The 22,453-nt window shown below is 58.8% G+C and carries 19 protein-coding genes and 1 pseudogene; 5 read left to right on the forward strand and 15 right to left on the reverse strand.

Features of this window, described 5'->3' with window-relative positions:
• Positions 1–266 precede the first annotated feature (266 nt).
• Both FVF58_RS38535 and FVF58_RS38540 read left to right on the forward strand, forming a co-directional pair.
• Positions 267–1,172, forward strand: a complete 906-nt coding sequence (locus FVF58_RS38535) for a pirin family protein (protein ID WP_342802432.1) — start codon at positions 267–269, stop codon at positions 1,170–1,172.
• Between the two features lie 44 nt (positions 1,173–1,216).
• A complete protein-coding gene (locus FVF58_RS38540) occupies positions 1,217–2,071 on the forward strand; it encodes an aldo/keto reductase (protein WP_149674916.1) in 855 nt (284 codons plus the stop codon).
• A 63-nt stretch (positions 2,072–2,134) separates the two neighbouring features.
• Here the strand turns inward: FVF58_RS38540 and FVF58_RS38545 are convergent, their stop codons facing one another.
• From FVF58_RS38545 to FVF58_RS38575, 7 genes are all read right to left on the reverse strand, one after another.
• Positions 2,135–3,139 carry a zinc-binding alcohol dehydrogenase family protein gene (locus FVF58_RS38545; protein WP_149674917.1) on the reverse strand — a complete coding sequence of 335 codons (1,005 nt, stop codon included), beginning with the start codon at positions 3,137–3,139 and terminating at the stop codon, positions 2,135–2,137.
• 62 nt (positions 3,140–3,201) lie between these two features.
• Positions 3,202–3,963 (reverse strand): SDR family NAD(P)-dependent oxidoreductase, encoded by a 762-nt coding sequence (locus FVF58_RS38550; RefSeq protein ID WP_149674918.1) that lies wholly within the window; start codon positions 3,961–3,963, stop codon positions 3,202–3,204.
• 105 nt (positions 3,964–4,068) lie between these two features.
• Positions 4,069–4,491: a DoxX family protein gene (locus FVF58_RS38555; protein WP_149674919.1), complete on the reverse strand. Its 423-nt coding sequence runs from the start codon at positions 4,489–4,491 to the stop codon at positions 4,069–4,071.
• A 42-nt stretch (positions 4,492–4,533) separates the two neighbouring features.
• Entirely contained in the window at positions 4,534–4,875 is a 342-nt protein-coding gene (locus tag FVF58_RS53400; RefSeq protein WP_246217383.1) for a pirin family protein, read from the reverse strand.
• Between the two features lie 513 nt (positions 4,876–5,388).
• Entirely contained in the window at positions 5,389–5,763 is a 375-nt protein-coding gene (locus FVF58_RS38565) for a BON domain-containing protein (RefSeq protein ID WP_246217384.1), read from the reverse strand.
• 58 nt (positions 5,764–5,821) lie between these two features.
• Positions 5,822–6,124, reverse strand: a complete 303-nt coding sequence (locus tag FVF58_RS38570) for a Dabb family protein (protein WP_149674921.1) — start codon at positions 6,122–6,124, stop codon at positions 5,822–5,824.
• 220 nt (positions 6,125–6,344) lie between these two features.
• The gene (locus tag FVF58_RS38575; RefSeq protein WP_149674922.1) at positions 6,345–7,310 is read right to left on the reverse strand and encodes a LysR family transcriptional regulator; all 966 of its coding nucleotides are present in this window, start codon (positions 7,308–7,310) and stop codon (positions 6,345–6,347) included.
• 131 nt (positions 7,311–7,441) lie between these two features.
• On the opposite strand from FVF58_RS38575, the gene FVF58_RS38580 reads away from it, so the two are divergent.
• On the forward strand, positions 7,442–8,326 hold the full coding sequence (locus FVF58_RS38580) for an intradiol ring-cleavage dioxygenase (protein ID WP_149674923.1): 885 nt from the start codon (positions 7,442–7,444) through the stop codon (positions 8,324–8,326).
• 100 nt (positions 8,327–8,426) lie between these two features.
• On the forward strand, positions 8,427–9,494 hold the full coding sequence (locus FVF58_RS38585; protein ID WP_149674924.1) for a maleylacetate reductase: 1,068 nt from the start codon (positions 8,427–8,429) through the stop codon (positions 9,492–9,494).
• Positions 9,495–9,506: 12 nt separating this feature from the next.
• Here FVF58_RS38585 and FVF58_RS38590 read toward each other — a convergent pair whose 3' ends face one another.
• From FVF58_RS38590 to FVF58_RS54955, 7 genes and pseudogenes are all read right to left on the reverse strand, one after another.
• Positions 9,507–10,205 (reverse strand): TetR/AcrR family transcriptional regulator, encoded by a 699-nt coding sequence (locus FVF58_RS38590; RefSeq protein ID WP_188131066.1) that lies wholly within the window; start codon positions 10,203–10,205, stop codon positions 9,507–9,509.
• 139 nt (positions 10,206–10,344) lie between these two features.
• Positions 10,345–12,099, reverse strand: coding sequence for an FAD-dependent oxidoreductase (locus tag FVF58_RS38595; RefSeq protein ID WP_149674926.1), 1,755 nt, complete (start codon positions 12,097–12,099; stop codon positions 10,345–10,347).
• 122 nt (positions 12,100–12,221) lie between these two features.
• Entirely contained in the window at positions 12,222–13,943 is a 1,722-nt protein-coding gene (locus FVF58_RS38600) for an AMP-binding protein (RefSeq protein WP_149674927.1), read from the reverse strand.
• Between the two features lie 84 nt (positions 13,944–14,027).
• Positions 14,028–14,816, reverse strand: a complete 789-nt coding sequence (locus FVF58_RS38605; RefSeq protein WP_149674928.1) for an enoyl-CoA hydratase/isomerase family protein — start codon at positions 14,814–14,816, stop codon at positions 14,028–14,030.
• Between the two features lie 65 nt (positions 14,817–14,881).
• The gene (locus tag FVF58_RS38610; protein WP_149674929.1) at positions 14,882–16,621 is read right to left on the reverse strand and encodes a CocE/NonD family hydrolase; all 1,740 of its coding nucleotides are present in this window, start codon (positions 16,619–16,621) and stop codon (positions 14,882–14,884) included.
• Positions 16,622–16,922: 301 nt separating this feature from the next.
• Positions 16,923–18,323, reverse strand: a complete 1,401-nt coding sequence (locus tag FVF58_RS38615) for an MFS transporter (RefSeq protein WP_149674930.1) — start codon at positions 18,321–18,323, stop codon at positions 16,923–16,925.
• Between the two features lie 531 nt (positions 18,324–18,854).
• Positions 18,855–19,642: pseudogene (locus FVF58_RS54955) on the reverse strand (enoyl-CoA hydratase/isomerase family protein).
• A 426-nt stretch (positions 19,643–20,068) separates the two neighbouring features.
• Here FVF58_RS54955 and FVF58_RS38630 point away from each other — a divergent pair.
• Positions 20,069–20,833, forward strand: coding sequence for a TetR/AcrR family transcriptional regulator (locus tag FVF58_RS38630; protein ID WP_188131068.1), 765 nt, complete (start codon positions 20,069–20,071; stop codon positions 20,831–20,833).
• Between the two features lie 268 nt (positions 20,834–21,101).
• On the opposite strand, the gene FVF58_RS38635 is transcribed toward FVF58_RS38630, so the two are convergent.
• Positions 21,102–22,196 (reverse strand): porin, encoded by a 1,095-nt coding sequence (locus tag FVF58_RS38635; RefSeq protein WP_188131069.1) that lies wholly within the window; start codon positions 22,194–22,196, stop codon positions 21,102–21,104.
• Between the last annotated feature and the right edge of the window lie 257 nt (positions 22,197–22,453).

Raw genomic sequence — 22,453 nt, forward strand, 5'->3', positions numbered from 1 at the left:
TGATCGGCACCATCGCGCGCAAAAAGGTCAACGCCCGGGAACATGACAGCAATGTCGCATGGTTGCGTCGCATCTGAATAGCCAATATTTTTCGATGGGACTTATCGATGTCGCAGATAGATGCAGTCAATCTAGTGCTCATGAAACGGCATCCGGGATGTATCGCCTTCGACGATTGATTGCATCGAAAAATACTGGCTTCCTTACGCGAGGGCCAACTCTTAATCTTCTCCAATGTAGGCAAACTTCAGGAATGCGCAGACGCCATGAAATTCGAAACGGTCCAATCACCCGCTTTATCATCACGCTCGGAATATCGGGAAGAAGGAATGCAAGGCGAATCAACTTCACGTCGTGCCACGAGAACGATCATCGCCCGGACGGTGGGCAGGCCCCACGGCCCCGTTAACCGACTGTTCAGTCCGGGGGATCTTGGCAGGCTGCTCAAACCCTTTGTCTTCCTTGACCATTTCGATATCCCGGCGCATGCCGCAACGCGGTTTTCGATGCATCCGCATTCGGGCATCGCAACGACGACTATTCTGCTGGACGGAGACGTCCGGTATGAAGACACGACCGGCGCAACCGGTGTCCTCCCCGCGGGTAGTGTCGAGTGGATGAACGCTGGCGCCGGCGTCTGGCATGACGGTTATCCCGAAGGACGCTCGCGCGTGCGGGGCTACCAGCTATGGACGGCATTGCCGCGTGAACTGGAACTGGGCAAGCCGCTCAGCCAGTATCTCTCCGTGGACAGGATTGCGCAGATCGGCCCGGCCCGCGTCGTTTTAGGTCGCTACGAAGGGGTACAGAGTCCGGTATTGGCACCTCAGGGCGTCAACTATCTGCACGTGCGGCTTTCGGCCGGCGAGCGATGGCGGTATGCGCCGCCGGCAGGCCATGTAGTGGCATGGGTCAGTGTTCAGCATGGCGCGCTGCATACCGGCAGCGATCGGATTCGCGCCGAGGTTGCCGTTTTCAACCAGTCCGAGGACGTCCTCGAATTCACGGTCGACGAAGACACGGAATTCGTTCTCGGCTCCGCGGTTCCGCATCCGCACGATCTCGTGCTGGGGTACTACTCGGTGCATACGTCGGAGGAAGCCCTGCAGGCGGGAGAAGCCAGGATCGTCGAGATCGGGGAACAACTCCGCCGCTCCGGTCGAGTCGGCTAGTGTTTCCTGAACGAATGTCGCCAACCTCTCTACACAACCACAGTATGCAAAACGTCGTCCAGGCAGGTGATGCCGCCATTCCCGCTTTGGGTTACGGCACCTATGGAATGAGTCCGCACGAAGTGCATCGGGTTCTACCCGCTGCACTTCGTGCCGGGTTCCGTCATATCGACACCGCACAAGTTTACGGAAACGAGGCTGAAGTCGGCGACTGTATCGCCGCGTCCGGCATCCCGAGGGCGGAGGTGTTCATCACGACCAAGGTCTGGGTCAGCAACTACCATCCTGCCCGCTTCGCGCTTTCTGTCGACGAGAGTCTCCGAAAGCTGAAGTCAGACTATATCGATCTCCTTCTGCTTCACTGGCCCGGCTCAGATATTCCGTTGCCCGAACAAATCGGCGCATTGAATGCGGTGGCCAGAGCCGGCAAGGTGCGTCACATCGGCGTCAGCAATTACAACCGGGCGCTCATGGCAGACGCTATCCGGCTCTCGGCGATTCCGCTGGTGACCAATCAGTTCGAGTATCACCCGTATCTGAATCAGTCTTTGCTCATCGACAGCACGCTCAAGGCAGGACTCGCAGTCACCGGCTATTGCGGCATGGCGGTCGGACAGGTTTTGGCGGACCCAGTCTTGAAAGAGATGGCCGCCCGCTACGGGAAAACCATTGCACAGATCGTTCTTCGCTGGCTCGTTCAACAGGATGGAGTGGTGGCGCTGTCCAGAACATCGAGGATCGAGCGTTTGCCAGAGAACCTCGCTATCTTCGATTTCGAAGTGAAGGCTGCGGACATGGACGCAATCCATGCGCTTGCCAGGCCGAACAGCAGAATTGTCAATCCACCCGGCCTCGCTCCGCAGTGGGACAGCACGGAACCCCGATTGATGGACTCGTAGGTCCGCCAGTCCTGGGCGCAAGCCGCCGCTTCGCTGCCGGTAGCACGAGCAGCGGGTCATTTGCTAAAAACCCTCCAGCACGGTCTTTCCGATAGCCCTGCCGGTCTCGACCCTTTCGTGGGCCCTGCGGAGATTCTCTGCGTTGATGGGACCGCTCGCGTGTGTGAGAGTTGTTCTCAGCACGCCCGCATCGACTAGCGCCGACACCTCGCCCAGCAGGCGATGTTGCGCCTCCATATCCGCCGTCTGGAACAAGGACCGGGTGAACATCATTTCCCACGAGATCGTGATGCTCTTCGCCTTGAAGGGTGCGATGCTCTCGTCGAAGTTATCGATCAGCACAATATGACCCTGAGGATTCATCGCACGGGCGATGTCGGGTACGCTTCCCCGCGTTGACGTGATGGCCGCGACATAGTCGACGCCATTGAAGCCGATAGTCCTGATTGCTTCGTCCAGCGGCTTGCTGTGATCGGCAACGTGCGGGGCACCGAGCTTGCGAACCCACTCGACCGTTTCGGGACGGGATGCCGTGGCGATGACGGTAAGCCCGGTCAAGCGCGTCGCCAGTTGAATCGTCATGGATCCGACTCCACCGGCGCCGTTCAGCACGAGCAGCGTACCGCCTGGCGTTCGGGAGCCGTATCGCAGCTTCATGCGGTCGAAGAGCATCTCCCACGCCGTAATAGAGGTAAGCGGCAACGCTGCCGCTTCGGCAAACGATAATGAGTTGGGCTTGGGCCCAACGATCCGTTCATCGACGAGGTGAAACTCCGAGTTGGTCCCGGGCCGGTCCATCGCGCCCGCATAGAAGACCTCATCACCGGGCTTGAACAGGGTGACCTCGCTTCCGACCGCTTCAACAATGCCCGCCGCGTCATAGCCCAATACCCTGTAATCCTCGCCGTCAGCGGGATCCTCCCAGCGACGGCGCTTCACATCGACCGGATTCACCGACACCGCCTTCACCGCAACCAGAAGATCACGCGGGCCGGGTTCAGGCGTGGGGAGTTCGATATCGGTCAAAACCTCGAGACCGCCCTTTACTCGATATCCAACGGCTTTCATAACATTCTCCGAGATCACTTCCCGAGGACGAATTGCCCCGCGATCGAGCCCTCACCGGGCGATTACCAGACCTTCATTCCGCCGTCGACGACGATGTCCACGCCAGTCACGTACGAACTATCATCGGAGGCCAGAAAAAGAGCGACGTTCGCCACTTCCTCGGGCCGTCCAAGTCGACCGAGGAGCGTCTTGCCAAGCATGTAGCCGGCCCACTCCGGATTTTTCAGTTGCTCTCGCGTCTGGTTGGTTTCAATCACCCCGGGCGAAATCGAATTGGCGCGAATCCCATGGTCCCGCCCTTCCATCGCCAACTGTCGCGTCATGCCGATAATCCCCGCCTTGGCGGTGGTGTGGGCAAGCGAGCCAAGGTTCTTGAAGCTCATGAGTGCGGTCAGGGAAGCCGTGTTCACAATCACGCCGCGACTTGCTTTCAGATGCGGCCATGCGGCCCGCGTGAGGTAGAACACCAGATCGACCTCTTCGCGACGATTGCGGTCCCATTCGTCGTCCGAGATGTCCTCGATCCAGTTGAAGTACGCCATCGCGGCGTTATTGAAAAGGACGTCGATACGGCCAAATGTCCGCACAGCGAGGTCGACGAGTGCCCCACAGTCGGCGGGTTTCGTCAGATCGCACGGATGCAGGGACACCATCGTGCCGCCGGCGGCGCGAACCGCATCGACAGTGGCATGCGCATCGTCGGCATACAAGCCGCAGCCGACCACGAGCGCACCTTCTTGCGCAAACGTCAGCGCGGCCTCGCGCCCCATGCTCCCGCCTGTTCCCGTGATGATGCACACCTTTCCCGCGAGCCTGTTCGACACGGTGGATCTCCGTTTGAGGATAGCGATGCTGCGACAGACGAACGAGCCAGACGAGACGATCACCCACCCGTTCAGGCAAGCGTTCGCCTCGACGGATCAGTCTTCCTAGCTCGCACTCAGAGGCGCAGCACGCGAGGCCGCCCGCCCGGCGCGCGCGTCGAAGCTGAACGCACCGGCACCAAAGTAGGTGATCTGCAGGAGGCCGCCCGCCATCATCACGTTCTTCAGGAAGTGAATCATCTGATTCTGGTCGGCGAAATTGTGGTGGAAGAAAGCCGCCGTGGCGAGACAGAACACCGCCATCGCGAGCGACACGTAGCGGGCACGGTATCCCGACAGCAACAGCAAGCCGCCGCCCAGTTCGACGGCGACGGCGGCAATGTACGCGAGCGGCGGTACAGGCAGACCCATAGCCGCGATATAGCCGACCGTCGCGGCGTATGCGCCGAGTTTGCCCAGCCCGCTCATGACGAACGGTGCTCCGATCATGATACGACCCAACAGTGGAAGAAACTTGTAACGATCCATGAAGACCTCCTGAAATTGACTTACGTAGGTGGACTATGAAAATTACACCTGGCCGGTGCCCACCATCACCAGCTCGGAATCTTCGTGCGCGGTTGTTTCAACCGCCGGCACCTTCGTGATCGCGGCAGCGTCCAGCGGACGCATGGGTTCGCCGTCGACTTCGATTCGTCCTGATGCCACCACTGGGTAGGCACAAAGCGACGGACTCAACGCCTGCCAGATGCGCTTGCCTGCCTTTAGCGTTGGGCCGAGCAGGCGCGCATTCGCGCGAATAAGAATCGCGCCCTCGTCTCTGGCGAAGCCGCTCGCAAGCACCACGAAGCGTCCGGAGCGATCGCCCTTGGGAAACGGCTTCATGTCCCACCGGGGTTCGCCGCCGGCCACGCGAGGCACCCACCAGATCTGATAGAGATTGAGTGGTACGTCGCCCCTGTTGAACTCAGTGTGGCGGATACCAGTGCCTGCTCATCACCTGAACATCGCCCATGGGCGGCCACCGATACCCGTGATTCAGGCCGTGACGGAATGCTATATGCGCAACGATCGTCCGCCTATCTCCTGAATTACAACGCATCATTGCTCATGGTAGAAAAATGAAATTCCATTGAAACTCACCGGTGAGCCAGATCACTGATCGCAGCGATGCAAGGCGTCGGCCTGGCCTTGCTGCATCGGGAACTTGTCGGGGACGACATTCAGGCTGGCGGCTAAGGCATCTGCTGCCCTATCTGGCTACGGCGCCAGGCCTCGTGCACGCGATCTTCGCCACGCGCCGAGCCATGGTTCCGGCTGCCCAACAGCTGCTGGACGCACTCGTTGCAGGATTTGGAGCATTCAATGAAGACTTATACCGCGGCCGTTGATGAGCCGGCGCGGTGCGTCGTGTAATTGCTTGAACTAGAGCTGGGGCCGCTGCACGATTTTGCTGCTAACCGACGTGACACCCTGCACCTTGCTGGCAGCGTCTGTTGCGATCTGCTCCTGGTCTGGGGTATCAATAAAGCCGCTCAGGATCACCTCCCCCGTTTGTGCGTTCGCAAATACCGCAATATCTGTCCCCGCCAGGCCCTTCGTCTTATTCAGCGCCTGGTGCACTTTCTTCGCAAATGCGCGGTTCGCGGCGCGGTCGGTTTTCTTCGACCCGCCGGGTTGGGACGCTTGACCGGTTGTTGTGGCGCCGCTTTGCGCAGCCGGGCCCGATGTCGGTCCCTGGGCAAGAACAACCGTCGAGAGACAACCCGCTATCGCCCACAATGCCGCTTTATATGTCATCCTCATTGGTTCCACCCTAGTGTTTTAAAGTGCTCGCACAGTAGTCACGGCAGCGCGGTTAGCGTGCATCGTAATCAACCTGGTGACGCGTCTCTCGCATGCCGGCAAGTGCTTCGCGAACCCGAAGATGTTCCGGGTGGTTCGCATAGTCTTCAAGGGCAGCGCGTGATTCAAAATCGGCCACGAGAACAACGTCGCACGCATAGTCGACTTCACTGATATCAAGCCCAACATCGATCTCCAGCAAACCCGGAATCAAGCCTCGAAGGCTCTCGAACTCCTGTTTGACGCGTCTGGCCGTCTCGCGGCGCGCGCTCGCAGTCTCTCCTGCAACACGCCACATCACAATGTGCCTGATCATTGCTGTATCTCACGAAGTGGATTCAAAACGAAGCCGCAGTCGACGCTGCAGCATTTCTTTACCAGCCATCCCACCTCTTTATACTTTCCAATCGCCAAATTTTGAGTTTACGATACGTCTGTTCTTGGGCAAGAAAAATGCGCCTGCGGAAAAATTGATTTCCACCTTGCGGAAAAATCGCATCAGAAATCCGCAAAGCACGCTGTTGAGCTATCCGGAATCAGCGAACCTGGGTTCTCTGCGCGGTTCGTACAGCAAGGGCACTTTTGGGCACCGCGTTCCAGCGATTCTCCAGGTCTAGCTTCCTGACGTGCTCGGTCAACGCATCGGCAAATACCCGAATCTTCGCAGGCTGGTTTCGTCGACTCTGATAGGCGAGATTGATTGTCAGCGGTGGCAATTCCCAGTCGCCCAGCAAAGGAACCAGTCGTCCGGCGACGATATCGTCGTGCACGATGTAGAGCGGCTGAACCACGATTCCCAGCCCGGCCCGCGCCGCCGCGCAGATGACTTGTCCTTCGTTCGACTCCAGCACCGCGTTGATTGCAATGCTGCGCCGCTCCCGGCCTCGCTTGAATTCGAGCAGAAAGGGGTTTGCCGCGTAGCTGTAAACGAGCACGCTCTGGCTTGCGATGTCGTCGGGCGTCTCCGGCACGCCATGCCTGGCGAGATACGCCGGGGACGCGGCCAGCACGCGGCGCGTGTGCGCCAATCGTCGGACGGTTATGCCCGAGTCTCCCTCGTGTTCGCGCGTGCGAATCGCGCAATCGATGCCCGCTTCGATGAAATTCGGATAACGATTCGCCGCCGTAATCTGCACGGACAGTTCAGGATAGCGCTGCCTGAATTCCGGCAGCCACGGGGCAATATGCAAGACAGCAAACGAGACCGAGCTCGTTACACGCAGCACTCCCCTCGGTTGCCGCGCCATATCACTGACAGCGGAATCGGCTTCCGCGATCTCCGCGAGAATCGACACGCAACGCTGTTGATACTCGCGTCCTGCGTCCGTGAGCCACAATCGACGCGTAGTACGCTCGACCAGACGTGTTCCTAAACGATCCTCGAGCGCGCTCAGCATCCGGCTCGCCGCTGCATTTGAAATGCCCAGGCGTTCTGCAGCTTTGGACAGACTGCCGAGTTCGGCTGTCAGCGCAAAGAACTCCATTTGCGTATAGCGGTCCATGCGATGATTTTTCCACTGAATGGAAATTTGTTTTCACTATAGCGCATATTTTTTCTTCTGGAACATCGCTAGAGTCCTGACATGACCACCTTTCGGTGGCGCATTCAGCAAGCACAATTCCGGAGACAGTAATGCGCAATATCAGCGAGGACACCATCACGCAAGCAGTGCTTGCGGCAATGTCTGGCTGCAAGAATGACAGGCTGCATACGGTCATGATCAGTCTCGTCCAACATCTGCATTCCTTCGCACGTGAAGTCAAGCTGACCGAGAGCGAGTGGACGTACGCAATCAATTTTCTTACCGAAGTCGGCCACATCACTGATGACAAACGCCAGGAGTTCATCCTTTTATCGGATACCCTCGGCCTGTCGATGCTGACCACGACGCAAAACAACAGTAAGCCTCCCACATGCACCGAGACCACAGTGCTCGGGCCATTCTTCGTCGAAGGGTCACCCGATTATGAGAACGGCGAAGACATTTCCAATGGCGCAGCAGGCCTGCCGTGCTTTGTCACGGGCCACGTTCGCGGTCTTCATGGAGAAGCGGTGCCGAATGCGACGCTCGAAGTCTGGCAATCGGACGAAGATGGCAACTACGACGTACAGTATGCTGCCAAGCAGCAAGCCGAAGTGAAGCATCAAGGCCGCGGTCGCCTGCGCACGCTTGCTGATGGACGCTTTCACTTTCGCTCGATTCTCGCCGAGGCATATCCAATTCCTCATGACGGCCCGGTTGGGCGGATGCTCGAAGCGCTCGGACGACATCCCTGGCGGCCCGCACACCTGCATTTCTGGATCAACGCGGCCGGGTACGAACCTCTGATCACACATATCTTCCGTAACGGGGACAAGTACCTCGACTCGGACGCCGTGTTCGGCGTGCGCTCGACCCTGGTGGCTGACTGGATTGAGCACCCGGCAGGCGTGGCACCGGACGGTACGTTGATGGACACGCCGTTTTACACGCTCGACTATGAGTTCGTCCTTAATCCTGTCGGCGCCGCATCGTGATCCGGCGTTTCAAACTGCCCCGCGCCTGAAAGCCTGGTCTTGATCAAGGGCTCTCGACGAGTCCGTCAACAGCAAATCCCCTCCTTCCACGAGGTCCACCGTGCCCCCTTGCGATTTTGTCTACAACGGTCGCGCAACGCGTGTCGTATTTGGTAATGGATCACGCGTGCATCTGGAGCGCGAACTGCTGGCGCTCGGCGCACAGCGCGCGTTGGTTCTCTGCAGTCCGGAACAGCACGCACTCGGCGCATCGGTGGCGCAGCAGCTGGGAAGCCGCTCAGCGGGTCTTTTCGATCGCGCCGCCATGCACGTGCCACTCGAACTCGCTGCCGAAGCACGAACGGTCGCTGCCTCGTTGGGCGCCGATTGCATCGTCGCTGCCGGTGGCGGGTCAGCTATTGGGCTCGCCAAAGCAATCGCGCTCGAGTCGAGCCTGCCCATTCTGGCCCTGCCCACCACTTATGCCGGCAGCGAAATGACACCGATATACGGGCTGACGGACGCAGGCCTCAAGCGGACTGGAACCGATATTCGCGTCATGCCCAAAACCGTGATCTACGACCCAGAGCTGACACTCACCCTGCCCGTTGGCATGTCGGTAACAAGCGGGATCAACGCTATTGCACACGCGGCAGAAGGCTTATATTCGCGTGACGCGAATCCGCTTACGAGCCTGATGGCGGAAGAAGGCATCACAGCGCTCGCGCGCAGCCTGCCCGAGATCGTCGCCAATCCGAACGACCCGTCTGCGCGTGCCGACGCCTTGTACGGTTCCTGGCTATGCGGCGCCGTTCTCGGAAGCGTCGGTATGGCGCTGCATCACAAGCTTTGCCATACGCTTGGCGGCAGCTTCGATCTGCCGCATGCTCCGACTCATACGATCGTGCTCCCGCATGCACTGGCTTACAACGCCGAGGCTGCGCCCGACGCCATGAAACGCGTCGCGAAAGCAGTGGGACATGAGAGTGCCGCACAGGGTCTATTCGAACTCGCGCGTGCAAACGGCGCGCCGATCGCGTTGAAAGACATCGGCATGCGCGAAGACCAGTTGGACCACGCCGCCGACCTCGCGTGCAGCAATGCATACTGGAATCCGCGGCCGCTGGAACGTAATGCGATTCGTGCCTTGCTTCAGCGCGCATACGAAGGGAGCGCACCAAAGCCGTGAAGCTCAAAGTATTCACCCTCCCGCCGGCGCCCTGGACGCCTGTGATGGCTTAAAGACAAGCTGCTCGATTGTGCGCCAGCATGCATCGACCAACGCCGGGTCGGACGCAGAGAGATTGCTCGTCGCCGATATCTCAGGGCCAAAGCCCGATAGCGTCGACGTCAGACTGACTAACATATAGTGAAAAATGATAGGCTCGACTGCCGGCAAAGCATGCTCGTTCTGAGCGGCGCGAATTTGCGGCAGGAGCCACGCAATCAGTGGTTTGAGAATCGTATCCGCGATCCATTGCAGCCTTGAACTGTAGCCTAGCTCTTCCTGAAGCATGAAGCGATGTAACTCAGGGTACTCCACACTGAAGCGGAATAGCGCCCGATAGGCCAGTTTGACCCGTTCGACTGCACTTGCCGAATCCGAGCCCGACAGATTGGCATCGCGTTCACTACGGACACGCTCGAATACGTGCTCTGCAACGGCCTGCCACAGAATCTCCTTGGATCGGAAATGGTATGTGATGAGCGGATGCTGCACACCCAACCGGTCTGCAATGCTGCGAATGCTTGCAGCATCGAAACGCCTGGACGCGAATTCAACCAACGCGGCGTCCAGAATTGCCGAACGGGTTTCCTGGGCCCTCTGCTGCCCAGCACGCTTCAGCTCCGCCGGCTGGCGCGTCCGGACGGCATTTTTAGCGGCAGAGTTCTGTTTCATGATGACGTGCCCGCTGGGGAGTACCATCGGTCCCACCTGGTGTCCGTGGTATCCACTCCTTCACCGTTCTCTCCTGCTATTGCGCGTCATACCCCTTGGACGCCGCGACCGCCCTGGGGTAAGACGCGGCCGACAGCGCCTATTTTGCGAGTACGGTCTGCATGACGCGGCGAAGTTCGGCAGCCGGATCGGCCACCCCTTCAAAGCTGCGCCAGGCCACATGGTGATCCGGGCGGATCAGCAGACAGCCGAAGTCGCTGATCCCCTTCACGCTCGCCCACTCGCCGGCGTGATCCGCATACGACTGTCGCGGGCCAATGACGCGCACATCGATTTCGACGCCAAGTTCCTCGCCGACATGTGCAGCCGCCTCAACCCATGCCTCACCTCCGAGTCCGGTGAAAACAGTGAACCGTCCATGCCCAGCGAGGTCAAGCGTCGAGTGCTGCCGTCCCTTTTTGTCGAACACCCAGGCGTGGGGCAAGCGAGCGCCCGGCCACGTCGTCGGCTGGTAATGCAGCTCTGAATCGCGCTCGAAGACCGGTTCCTCCTGACCGTCGGTCACAATCGCGCCCGAGTGATAGCGTTGATTCATTTCGACCCCGTGGGCGTCCAGTTCATACTTCTTGAACGCCAACGCTTCGCGAATTTCCTCTCGCTGCTTTTCCGCAGCCGCGGTCGACAGGCTGCGAGCATGCATGTTGGCCTGCATGACCTTCGCATCCGTCGTTTCCGCAATTCCAAGCGCCTCATAAAGCGGCGCGAATTCTGCAATCGACTGATTGGCGCGCGTGACGATCTGCTTTGCAATTGGCGCGCGCTCCAACGTATAGCTATCGAGAAGCGCTTCACCCGCTTTCCCGTTGATCACTGCGGCGAGTTTCCAGGCGAGATTGAACGCATCCTGAATGGAAGTGTTGGAACCCAGACCGCCCGATGGCGGGTGCCGGTGAGTAGCGTCTCCCATGCAGAAAACCCGCCCGTCCTGCATGCGCGTGGCGTACATGTTGTTGACCGTCCACGTATTCGCCCCTAGCAGCTTGATCTCGAGATCCGGTTTGCCGACCAGCTGACGCGCGATCTCCGTGGCCTTGGCTTCGTCGATGACCGGAGCCGGGTCGTTGATGTCATAGCCCCAGACGATCAACCACTCATTCCACGGCCGCACCATCCGGATCAGACCCATTCCGATGCCGCCGACTTCCGCACCGGGTTGCATGATCGGGTAAAGCACCGCGGGCCGATGCGCGACAAGCTCCGTGAGATCGGCGCGGAACCAGATGTTCATCGAGCCGCGCACACCCATCTTCCCCTCGAAAGGCAGCCCCGCATTCTTCGCCACCTGGGAGTTCCCGCCGTCTGCGCCGACCAGATACTTCGATTTGACCGTGAACTCCTCACCGCTCAATCGGTCACGGCATACCGTGATCACGCCGGCATCCGTCTGCGTGTGGCTCACGTATTCCGTGCTCATCCGCGCCTCAGTGCCGCGCGAGCAAGCCGTCTTGAACAACAGCGGCTCCATGAATGTCTGCGGCAAATCGTTCACTCTGGTCGGGCTCGCCAGGCGGCGCTCCCCTCGCGACGTGGGATGCAAGCCCCAGCTCGGCGCGCGGCCGATTTCCTCGCCCGTCAGACTTTCGCAGAATACCGTTCCGCCCATGAGATCATCACTGGTGGCGTGCAGGTAAGCCTCCTGCTCTACTTCCTTTCCGAGGTCACGCAGGACCTCCATCGTCCGCTGGTTCGTAATATGCGCCCGCGGCGTATTGGCCAGCCAGCGGTACGTGTTGACGACCATGTTCTCGACACCGTAGGTGGAAAGCAGCGCTGCACAAGCGGAGCCTGCGGGCCCGGTCCCAACGATGAGTACATCTGTAGTGATTTCTGCCATGTCGATTTCTCCTGATATCAAATTCTGTCACCCAATGCATTCAGATATTTGATGCGGATGCCTAATTAAATAGAGAACCAGTATCGCGCGTTATGCTTGTCAAGCCGGCTTTCACATCAATCTCACGCTGTCTTTTTCTCGCTCAAACTCATCGATCGAATCATCTCCTCTCGCATCACGAATTTCTGAACCTTCCCCGTAACGGTCAACGGCATATCGTCGACGAAGCGAACATACCTGGGTATCTTGTAGTGCGCGATTTGTCCCTGGCAAAACTCCCGGATGTCTTCCTCGGTCGCATACTCTCCTTGCCGAAGCACGATCCACGCACATAGTTCCTCGCCGTTCTTTTCGTCCGGCACGCCGAACACCTGCACATTCTGAATTTTGGGGTGCCTGAAGAGGTACTCTTCGATCTCGCGAGGGTAAATGTTCTCGCCGCCGCGAATCACCATGTCCTTGAGCCGGCCGACGATATTGCAATAGCCGTCGGCGTCGATGGTTGCCAGGTCTCCCGTCCGCATCCATCCATCAACGATGCTTTCACGGGTCTTTTCGTTGTCGTCCCAGTACCCCAGCATCACGGAGTATCCTTTTGTGCAGAGTTCTCCAGTTGCACCAACGGGAACCGTATTGCCCAAGGTATCGACGATCTTCACTTCGAGGTGAGGTTGAATCCGCCCGACGGTGGTCGTGCGCTTATCGAGCGGGTCGGTCGTTGCGCTCTGAAACGATATCGGGCTGGTCTCCGTCATGCCATACCCAATGGTGACCTCCCGCATGTGCATCTTCGCGACAACCTGGATCATGGTCTCTACCGGACACGGTGAACCCGCCATGATGCCCGTGCGCAAACTGCTCAGGTCGAACGTCGAGAATTCCGGATGTTCGAGTTCCGCGATGAACATCGTCGGCACCCCGTGAAGCGCCGTACAGCGTTCTTCAGCGATCGCCGCGAGGGTCGCGCCTGCATCGAACCCTTCGCCCGGGAAGACCATCTGTGCGCCGACCGATACGCATGCCAGCACGCCGAGCACCATCCCAAAGCAGTGGTAAAGCGGAACGGGGATGCAGAGCGAATCAACTTCAGAAAGATTCATCGCCATCGCAACGAAGCGCCCGTTATTGACGATGTTTCGATGCGTCAGCGTGGCGCCCTTCGGGTTTCCCGTCGTGCCACTCGTGAACTGGATATTGATTGGGTCGTGAGCAGACAGCACCACCGTCGTTGGTCCTTCGGCGCGAAGCATCGCCTCGCCCTCCAGCATCACGACAGAAAACGGCAATATCCCCTGTACGCCGGGGTCCCCGACAGATATCACGGTGCGAAGCTCTGGCAGGCGTGCACATTGCAGCTCGCCGGCACGCTGCGTCGCAAGTTCCGGCGCGATGTCGAGGAGCATCGAGATGTAGTTCGATTTCCTGAATTGCTCGGCCGTCACGAGCGCTTTGCACCCCACCTTGCGCAAGGCATACTCGAGTTCCGAAACCCGGTAGGCGGGGTTGATGTTGACCAGCACTGCCCCGATACGTGCCGTGGCGAACTGCGTGAGCAGCCATTCGAATCGATTGGGCGACCAGATCCCGACGCGGTCACCCTTTGCTATGCCCAGGGACAACAGACCCGCGGCAAGCCGATCGACCCGCTCGTCAAATTCTTTCCATGTCCAGCGCACGCCCTGGTCGCGGAACACCACGGCTGGCCGGTCCGGAAAACGTAGCGCCGTCTCCCTCAGAAACTCGCCGATCGTGGCTTCGGTCAACGGAACATTCGCGGCACCGCGCACATAGGCAATGCCGTCGGCTGGTGCGATAGGCGCAAGGGGACCGGGTAAGGTTTGCATAAATCCATTCTCCAACGCTGCTATGAATCACGGTTCAGGTGTGCGCTGAACCAGGGTCATACGTCTGCTGCAGCCGCCGCCGCGCTATTTGCCGTAAAACACCAACTCGCCAGGCTCCTCGTCGCGGTCGAACGCTTCGGCCGTGTTGGCGAAGCCACGGATGGCGTCTTCCGTGACGTACAAACCCATGGTGATATCGAGCATTGCCGCATCTGCACCTGTCACACCGCCACTCGACCACGTCTTGAGCAGGGTGCGCGTCGCCGCAAACGACAGCGTCGGGCCGTCCGCGAGCCGCGTCACCAGTGCCTGGGCGACGCTTTCGAGCTGATCCGGTTCTGCCACGTGGGTGGCAATCCCAAGCTCCCCGGCAAGGCTTCCCGGAATCGGTTCGCCCAGCATCGCAAAACGTGAAGCACGGCTACGCCCCACGCGCTCGGCCAGCCGCTGAAGTGCACCCGCGATGGGCAGCATGGCGGTGGTAACCTCGACGCATCGGAACACGGCATTCGACGCGGCCACGATGAAGTCGCAGGCGAGAGCGAGCTCCAGTCCGCCACCGAATGCCAGCCCCTGCACGACTGCCACGGTCGGCACACGCAAGGCCTCGATGGCGCGATACGACGTATTGACCTCCGCGACGAACGTGCGGAACCAGTTCAGGTCCTTGCCCGGCCATTCGCGAACCTCCCCGCCGAGGCTGAAATGCGGCCCTTCTGCACGCACGACGAGAACCCGGATATCGCTTTCGCTTGCCTCGTGAACCGCATCCCGGAGGCATTGGGCAAACCGCGCGTCAAGCCGGTTGTAGGGCGGATTTGCCAGCACGATATGTCCTTCCTTCCCGCGACGCTCAAAACGAATGCTCTTCATTTGCTTACCTCATGTTGTCGGTCAAATTCACCGGGCGCGCATGACGCCCTTCAAAGTTCTATAACTCAGGATGACGAATCATTCAGTGGAATGATGGGGAGCAGCAAATGTGATGGCCGGTCAGCGTCGCGGTAAATCTTGTGAGTCACCGTATTGCTACTGGATACGTGATACGGAATGTATTCGACGTCGGTCATCGCGCCGGTTCCGGTCGGCACGTCGAGACTGCAAATCTCGACGCAGATGCGATGGCCAGCCTTGAACTGGTTGGCTGTCGCAAGTATTTGGATCTCGTATTTGACGATCTCGCCCGGCGTAACCGGCTTGATTGAATCCTTCGTGAGCTTGTGGAACGGTTCCCCAGGCTTGGAGCGGTCCGCATCCAATGCCCTGTACGACGCCTTCAACCAACCGCGAGTCAGCTCACGTTCGGGCAAAGTATCGGGAACGTTGCGTTCGCCGACGCGCGCGGTAACGACCGACACGTCCGGGCCCACGTCCTTGAGTACGACGATCCAGTTCGTGTCCGGCTGGTCGATCTCTGCATAGAGCGTGAGCGAGATTGGACCGGCCACCAGGACATCGTGCGCAAGCGGCTCCGTCATATAGCGCAGGCGCTCGACCTTGCTTGTCTTCTTGAGCGGCATCTGGGTGAAGACATCCGGCTCGCGCCACGCATCGCCTACTTCCGCCGCGGGTCGCGGCTCTTCCGTGGAAAGCCGCTCCCAGCCACCAAGGTAATACCTGGCCCATTGCGTCTCGGGCAGAGGCCAGTCGGTGCCCGTGCGCCATTCGTTGGCGCCCATGACCCAGTAACGGACCGGGGGCTCGTCCATGATGCCGGTGTCGACACCCTTGAGCCAGTAGTCGTACCAGCGGATGACTTCGTCGTGGTACTGGTGGAACGGACGTTCCAGGTGTGCCGGACCGGTAAAGACCAGCTTGCGCGGTTGCTTGACGTTTGCGAAATAGTGCTGCGCGCCCAGCCAATGCAGCTTGTAGGTGTATGCATAAGCACCGGAGCCCGTATAGAACGGCACCTTGATCTTCTTGAAGACCTCTTCGCTCCGCTCGACGGCCCCGTCTGGCTCCCAGGGGTTCGTCATGATGTGATACATCACCCACGTACGCTGACCCTTCTGCGTCAGAATGTTGTAGAGGTTGATGTACATCTTGTAGTCTGGATTGCGCATGGCCTCGCGCCAGAGCGCTTCCTGCTCATCCGGCAGCGGTCCGGGCACATTACGCGACTCATGCACCGTGCTGAAAACGTCAAGCAGATACGGGAACGTGTGAATGACGCCGCCAGGATTGAAATCGCGAAACCCGAACATGCCGCCGTAGGCGCTGCATGCGTCGTAGGGAAAGATCGCCTTGAGCGCCGGATGCCCTTGTGCGGCCGCGCGCCATTGCTCGCCTGCGAACCCCGAGATGCCGACCATTCCGACTTTCCCGTCCGACCAGGGCTGTTGAGTGATCCACTCGATCATGTCGTAGTGGTCGGTGTTTTCTTCGCCATAGTGACCTTCGGACTTGGCCGAACCCCGCGGCTGCGCGATCACGTGCACATAGCCGTTCGCCACAAAGCGCCGGGTGTCACCCGCTTCCACCGGCCCAAACCACAGCGGAGCGTGCGCGGGTTGCGGAGGCAACACGTCGGCAATGTCCGGACCCTGAAGATCCTTGTTATGCAAAGCGGAAGCGTAGAGTACCGGATACTTCCCGCTCCCCTCGGGTCGATAGACGTCGACGGCGAGACGAGTGCCGTCCCGCATCGTTACGTAGACGTCGCGTTCTTCAATCATGTCTCCTCCAGATACATAGGTACGTTCGGCTTCAACAGGCGGCCGCTGACGAATTCGAAGGCGGCCCAGATATTTGGAAGTCGGACTTCGCGTCTGCCCTTCGGCGATGTCCCACGACAATACGACTTCTGCAAATCACTATACTTCACGTCCGTAAAGTATGCAAGGCGAGCAATACCTGTTAGCAGGAACTCGAGCACGTCGTTGGCAATGCTCGTGTCGTTGCTACTACGTCTTCCTTATGACGCGGTATTGGCAACCCGGCGCGCTTGATAATGGGCGCGCCGGGGATTCAGCGTTATCAATGCACAGGGCTGTCCGGCAGCGCGCTATCAGGCGGCGCCAGGCTGATCGCTTCGAGTTGTTCGTTTGCCAGCCGGCGCTGCGCCGAGAGAATACGCGCCATCACCGCCATGCAGAGGCTAGCTATCACGAGCGGTATTGACAACGCAGCGCATACGAGCACAAAGGGGTAGCCCGAAATGACTATCAGGCCAATCAACGATGAGCCAATGATTGAACCAACCCGCCCAACTGCAACTGTCCATCCTGCACCGGATGCACGCAGCGCCGTTGGATAAAAGATGCCCGGAATGGTGTTGATGCAGGTTAGCGGGCCGCCGGTAGCCAATCCGGCGAGGAAGATTATTCCCACGAGCCATGATGTCGCTTCGGACAGGCCCAGTACGACGACGAGCAACGCCCCTACGGCAAAGGAGCCGCAAATGACCGTGGCAACGTTTATGCGACGCACCAGGAACACGAAGAGCACCGCGCCGGCAAGCGCGCCGAACTGGAACATTGACGACACCTGGGAAGCTTCATGCATGGACAGGCCGGTCTGCTTCAAATGTGTCGGCAACCAGTATCCAACGAGAAAGAAGACCAGATACCCGGCAAATTCCGTAATCCAGGTGAGCACTGTGCCGAGCCGATAATCCTTTCCTACGAGCCCCAGGCTTCCTTTCTTCGAACCGCCTGGCGCCCCAATGACGAAATACAAACCGGAACAATCAACCGCCGGGAAGACTCTGGTCAAGACCCGCCGGACAGCTTCGTTGGACTTACCGCTCGCCACCAGGTAGAGCGGCGATTCGGGTACTTGCCAGACGAATAGACTCGCGACGCAGAGCGGCAGGACGCCACTCAGAGCCAGCATTCCTCTCCAGCCCAGCACACCTATTCCGAAAGAGGTGACAAAGCCAGCGGCCGCGGAGCCGAACAGAATTCCACACATGATGGTGGCGAGCATCGCGGCACGCGAACGATCGGGGCTATATTCAGCGGCAAACGCTGAAGTTGCAGGCATGGCGGCGCCAATGCCGAGACCGGTGACAAAACGAAACAAAACGAGTTGCACTACCGATTGCGCCTCGCTGGAAGCGATCGCCGCAATACCAAACCATGCGATTGCCGCGATGGTCACCACCTTACGCCCTACCCGATCGGCCATCGCTCCGCCGAATATTGACCCGAGCAGCAGCCCAAACAACCCGATCGCCACCAATGGTGCAAGGGCTGCGGGAGGAAGGTGCCACTCGTGACTGACGGCAGGTGCGATGAACGCCATGACAATCGTATCGAATCCCTCGGTGGTGGTCGCCGCAAAGCAAAGGATAAACACCACCCACTGTTTTTTCCCTATCGGAAGATCATTGAAGAATCCGCGTATGTCGCGATGAACGTAGTCTATGCGTTCCATTAATTGTCCTTGAAGCGTGCGAGGCAGGGTTCACTTCAGCTTGCTACCGCAATGAAGCGCGTCCGAAGTGTCGTATCAAACGTGTCCAGTTCACTCTCCCGAAGGCGACCAATGTGAAAGTGACGTCGTCGCCTCAAATCATCACAAAGCGCCACTGACGTACTTGCGACAGACGTCATCTGCGCGCGCGTCGCCAAACTTTATATTTTCCGATCGTGCAGATTTATTCTAGTTAAAAACTTTCCACTCGTACAGGATTGTGAGACTGGGACTATCCCTATGGGGCGTCGTCTTACGAACGGACCGCCGCCGCGTGAGGCGTGCCTGGAATGGTCAAGGAGATGGGTGAAGAAGACCGGCAGTTGCGATACCGGTGGGGGTTGCAGACGTGCATTTCATCTGCGCGGTGACGGTATTCAGGCAGCGCACCCCAAGCGCGCCAGACAGGGCGACCCTGGCAAAGTCATTTCTGGAAAAAGCGACTTGTATTGGGAATTGGCCTGGTGGTCAATCCCGTGCTCCCTGCAGAATTCAGGTCGGCGATTTTCTTTGTGAATTCGATCGTCCGACGAATCCGGCGACTCGCTGACTAAACGCTTGCGTCGAGGCACACCTCAAAAACGCCTGCTTTTCGTTCTCAAGATGTTGTTCGAGCCCAAACTCCGATGCGTTGCCGACGAGTGCTTTCATCTCGCTGACAGCAGCCGGCGGCACGTCCATTACACGTCGCGCCAATGCGAATGTAGCTTCTTCCAGCGAAGCTGGATCGACAACGGCCTGCACCAGCCCCAACGAGCTCGCTTCTTCCGCATTCAGCGAATCCCTCGCCAGCAGAATTTCGAGGGCGCGTGCCGCCCCTAAGCGCCGCGCCAGATGGAAGGAAAGTCCCCCGTCGGTCGAGGTGCCCAGCTTGCCGTACCCGACGACAAATTGAGCCTCACGTGAGACGACAACCAGGTCGCACGCCATAACCAGCGAAAAACCTGCACCTGCCGCAGCCCCTGCACGCTCGCAATCACGGGTATCGGCAGTCGCCGCAACTTCAGAATCAGGTCGTTGAGCAGACTGATCAGGGCTTCGAGAAAGCCGTCGGATCTTTGCAGCCCTTCGAGAATCTGAACGAGATTCCCACCGGCTGAAAATATGCGCCCGGTGGATCGCAGAACGACCGCGCGGTACCTGCCATCCGCCTCGATGTCGGCGAGCGCATTCAATAGATCAGTGCAGACCTGCAGGTCGATCGCGTTTGCCTGCGCTTCGTTCCCCAAAGTGATGACCGCGAGATCTTCACGGGAGGTCAAGGTGATGTTTCTCTGCATTTGGCGATCCTTGTGTTCACAGTGTTCTGGTGGAAGAACTGAGATCCGTTCAGGTGCATGCCCCACCAGGACGACACTGCGCTGGCACGTCAATTCGGCATTTTGTTAACACATCACTTGGACCTGGTGCGTCATTCGGGAGCTCCCGCGCCCACGATGTCATTATATTTTACCATCGTTAAATTTAAAAGCGCGACGTCTGTGCGAAAGACTGACAGCGAAGAGAGGTTGGGAAACACGCCCGTGGCCGCCCGAGGAGTAAGCAGAACGCGGGATCCAATGTATTATACTTTCGTACAGTTTTTGCGATTGCTCTCACGGCGCGGCACGTAAGACCGGCAGCCGAAAGCGGCATCGAACGCCACCGTCATGCCGGCCCCCTGCGAGAGTGCGGTCCGGCAACTAAATTCCTATTCGAGAAAGCATATGGCGCAACGTACAGTTTCCAGCAAGAACACTGCCCGAAAGGGACGTCCGACAGAGCTTCGGCGTGCGGAGCAGCAACGTGCGCAGGAGACGCGTTCCGCCATCCTGAATGCCGCGCTTTCGGAGTTCGCCGCGAAGGGCTTCGAGGCTGCGAGCATACGCAGTATCGCGGACCGGGTCGGATTGCAGCACCCGCTCATCACCTACCACTACCGTTCGAAAGACGTTCTTTGGCAGGCGGTAGCCGAATACGTCTTCGAACATATTCGTCACGAGTGGGACGCCTATCTGGCGGAGACGCCCGCTGTCAGCGCCGCAGACCACGTGAAAGGGATGTACAAGGCCCTGTTTAAATTCACGGTCGACTATCCCGAGTTCCATCGCTTCATGCTTCAGGAATTCCTGAGCTATAGCCCGAGGCTGCAATGGCTCGCAGATACGGTGCTCAAGCCCTTGCTTAACTGGCTGCTGCCGCAGATTCGTGCTGCACAGGAAGAAGGCGCATTGCCCCAATGCGAGCCCATCATCTTCCATTATTTGTTGATCAGCCTGACGTCAACCCTTTCAGGCTTCGGTCCTGAGATGCAGGCAACCGCCAATATCTCCTCGTCGGATCCCAAGGTGGTAGAGACATACTGGCAAACGGTTGAGGACCTCATCTTTCATCGAGAGAGTCGCCCGAGCCGGTCGGCGACGGTTGAGCCGCGTCCGAGCCGTACCGTGAAGCAGCCGCGCGTGCCGGGTCGCGCAAAGACCGTAGCGTGATTTCGCGAGCTCTTCTGCCAAAGCACGCTTCGCCCGTCCAGGGTGAGGCGACGAACTTATCACTGGCATGGTTCTGTGCGGGGTTGGTCATCGCTTCGCCCAGTTTCTCCAAAAGAAATTCAGCGAAGACCGCTACCGCAGGCGGCTGCTGGGGCCATGGTGGCTGTAATGGCCTTTGCGCTGGCCTGGGCCTTCGTGCACACGCGCACGCACGGTCAGGCGCAAGGCGAGGCGTCGTCCGCCGATTCCACCTAAAGCAGGCTGGGGATTAGAACTTGTGACGCAGCCCAATGTGCACGATGGTTTGTGTCGCTCCACTCGATGGGGCCGAGATGTTTGTAATCTGCGATTGCGTTGCAGAACCGCCCGCCTTCTGCAACTGGGCAACCAGGTAAATGTCTGTCCGTTTGGACAAGATGTAGTCTGAAAAGAGACCAACCGCACGATAGATTGGAGACTGGTCCGTTGCGTCGAGCTTCCCGTGGGTGTAGATGTACACGACGCCAGCAAAAACGTCCGGCCGGATCTGGTAGCCCAGATTTGCTTCATAGTTATCGAAGCGAACATCCGCTCCTTCGAAGGCATTTCCGAATCGCGTGGACGTGTACTGAAGTCCGAGTGTTGCCTTGCCAAAATTGTATTGGGCACCCGTACCCCAGATTTGCTGGCTTTGCGCATGGGGTACATAAGCTGAGAATGCGATTGCGTTCGGGACGACGCCGCCGAACACAGAGGCGAGTGGATCCTTGATGTAGGTATAGGCGGCAGCAGCATACAGCGGCCCGTTGGCGTAACTCAGACCAAACGACTTCACGCTGTTGGTGGAGAACTGCCCCGCCACTCCACCAAAGCTATAGAGTCCTTCGGCAGTGAATCCCGCAATAACGGGGCTGGCGTACCGGACGGCATTGTTAATACGGTTGACGCCGGCGGCATTGTCAACGTCGTTGAGGTGGGCCAGATAAACCGACCAGTTCAGGCCGGCGTTGGTTTTTGACAGTAGATTGGCCATCTCGTCGTATTGGCGTCCAAATGTCACCGTTCCGTATCGACTTGCGATGCCCACGTACGCGGATCGACCAAAAAGCGCGCCGTTGTTGCCGAGGTTACCTGTCGACGGGTCAAAGCCACTCTCCAGAACGAAGATGGTCTTCAGACCACCGCCCAGATCCTCCACCCCGCGAAATCCCCATCGCGATATTGAGGCTCCACCGCTCTGAAGCTGCCAGTTTGAGTGGCCCTTCTGATTGCTGGTGTACGTGATGCCTTCATCGATGATCCCATACAAGGTTACGCTGCTCTGCGCGTACGCGGACGCCGACGCTGCACATAACACAGCGACGCCGCACGATAGCCTCTTCATGTTCAGTCTCCTCTGACGATACATCCGGGCATTGCCGTTTGTGAATGAAGCAAATTTTCTTTTAACTTTACCGACCGTACAGCTTTAGACTACTCGATAACTTTCCGATCGTACAGCTTTGTTGGGCTAGTGCTATCCCCTATGGAACGCCCCGCACAAACGGGGGAAATGCCGGCCGCTCAACCACCGAGAGTGGCTGGAAGGCCTACACGTATGGGGTTGGAATGAAGCAGTTTGCGAAAGTCCGTGAAAGACCG

Source organism: Paraburkholderia panacisoli (assembly GCF_008369935.1).
Classification (GTDB): domain Bacteria; phylum Pseudomonadota; class Gammaproteobacteria; order Burkholderiales; family Burkholderiaceae; genus Paraburkholderia; species Paraburkholderia panacisoli.

Bases quoted from the DNA above. Each gene is read 5' to 3' on its own strand.
- FVF58_RS38570 (WP_149674921.1), bottom strand. From the start codon at position 6,124: ATGATCAGGCACATTGTGATGTGGCGTGTTGCAGGAGAGACTGCGAGC.
- FVF58_RS38590 (WP_188131066.1), bottom strand. From the start codon at position 10,205: ATGAAACAGAACTCTGCCGCTAAAAATGCCGTCCGGACGCGCCAGCCG.
- FVF58_RS38545 (WP_149674917.1), bottom strand. From the start codon at position 3,139: ATGAAAGCCGTTGGATATCGAGTAAAGGGCGGTCTCGAGGTTTTGACC.
- FVF58_RS38605 (WP_149674928.1), bottom strand. From the start codon at position 14,816: ATGAAGAGCATTCGTTTTGAGCGTCGCGGGAAGGAAGGACATATCGTG.
- FVF58_RS38595 (WP_149674926.1), bottom strand. From the start codon at position 12,099: ATGGCAGAAATCACTACAGATGTACTCATCGTTGGGACCGGGCCCGCA.
- FVF58_RS38540 (WP_149674916.1), top strand. From the start codon at position 1,217: ATGCAAAACGTCGTCCAGGCAGGTGATGCCGCCATTCCCGCTTTGGGT.
- FVF58_RS38575 (WP_149674922.1), bottom strand. From the start codon at position 7,310: ATGGACCGCTATACGCAAATGGAGTTCTTTGCGCTGACAGCCGAACTC.
- FVF58_RS38630 (WP_188131068.1), top strand. From the start codon at position 20,069: ATGGCGCAACGTACAGTTTCCAGCAAGAACACTGCCCGAAAGGGACGT.
- FVF58_RS38535 (WP_342802432.1), top strand. From the start codon at position 267: ATGAAATTCGAAACGGTCCAATCACCCGCTTTATCATCACGCTCGGAA.
- FVF58_RS38600 (WP_149674927.1), bottom strand. From the start codon at position 13,943: ATGCAAACCTTACCCGGTCCCCTTGCGCCTATCGCACCAGCCGACGGC.
- FVF58_RS38635 (WP_188131069.1), bottom strand. From the start codon at position 22,196: ATGAAGAGGCTATCGTGCGGCGTCGCTGTGTTATGTGCAGCGTCGGCG.
- FVF58_RS38615 (WP_149674930.1), bottom strand. From the start codon at position 18,323: ATGGAACGCATAGACTACGTTCATCGCGACATACGCGGATTCTTCAAT.
- FVF58_RS38610 (WP_149674929.1), bottom strand. From the start codon at position 16,621: ATGATTGAAGAACGCGACGTCTACGTAACGATGCGGGACGGCACTCGT.
- FVF58_RS38580 (WP_149674923.1), top strand. From the start codon at position 7,442: ATGCGCAATATCAGCGAGGACACCATCACGCAAGCAGTGCTTGCGGCA.
- FVF58_RS38555 (WP_149674919.1), bottom strand. From the start codon at position 4,491: ATGGATCGTTACAAGTTTCTTCCACTGTTGGGTCGTATCATGATCGGA.
- FVF58_RS38565 (WP_246217384.1), bottom strand. From the start codon at position 5,763: ATGACATATAAAGCGGCATTGTGGGCGATAGCGGGTTGTCTCTCGACG.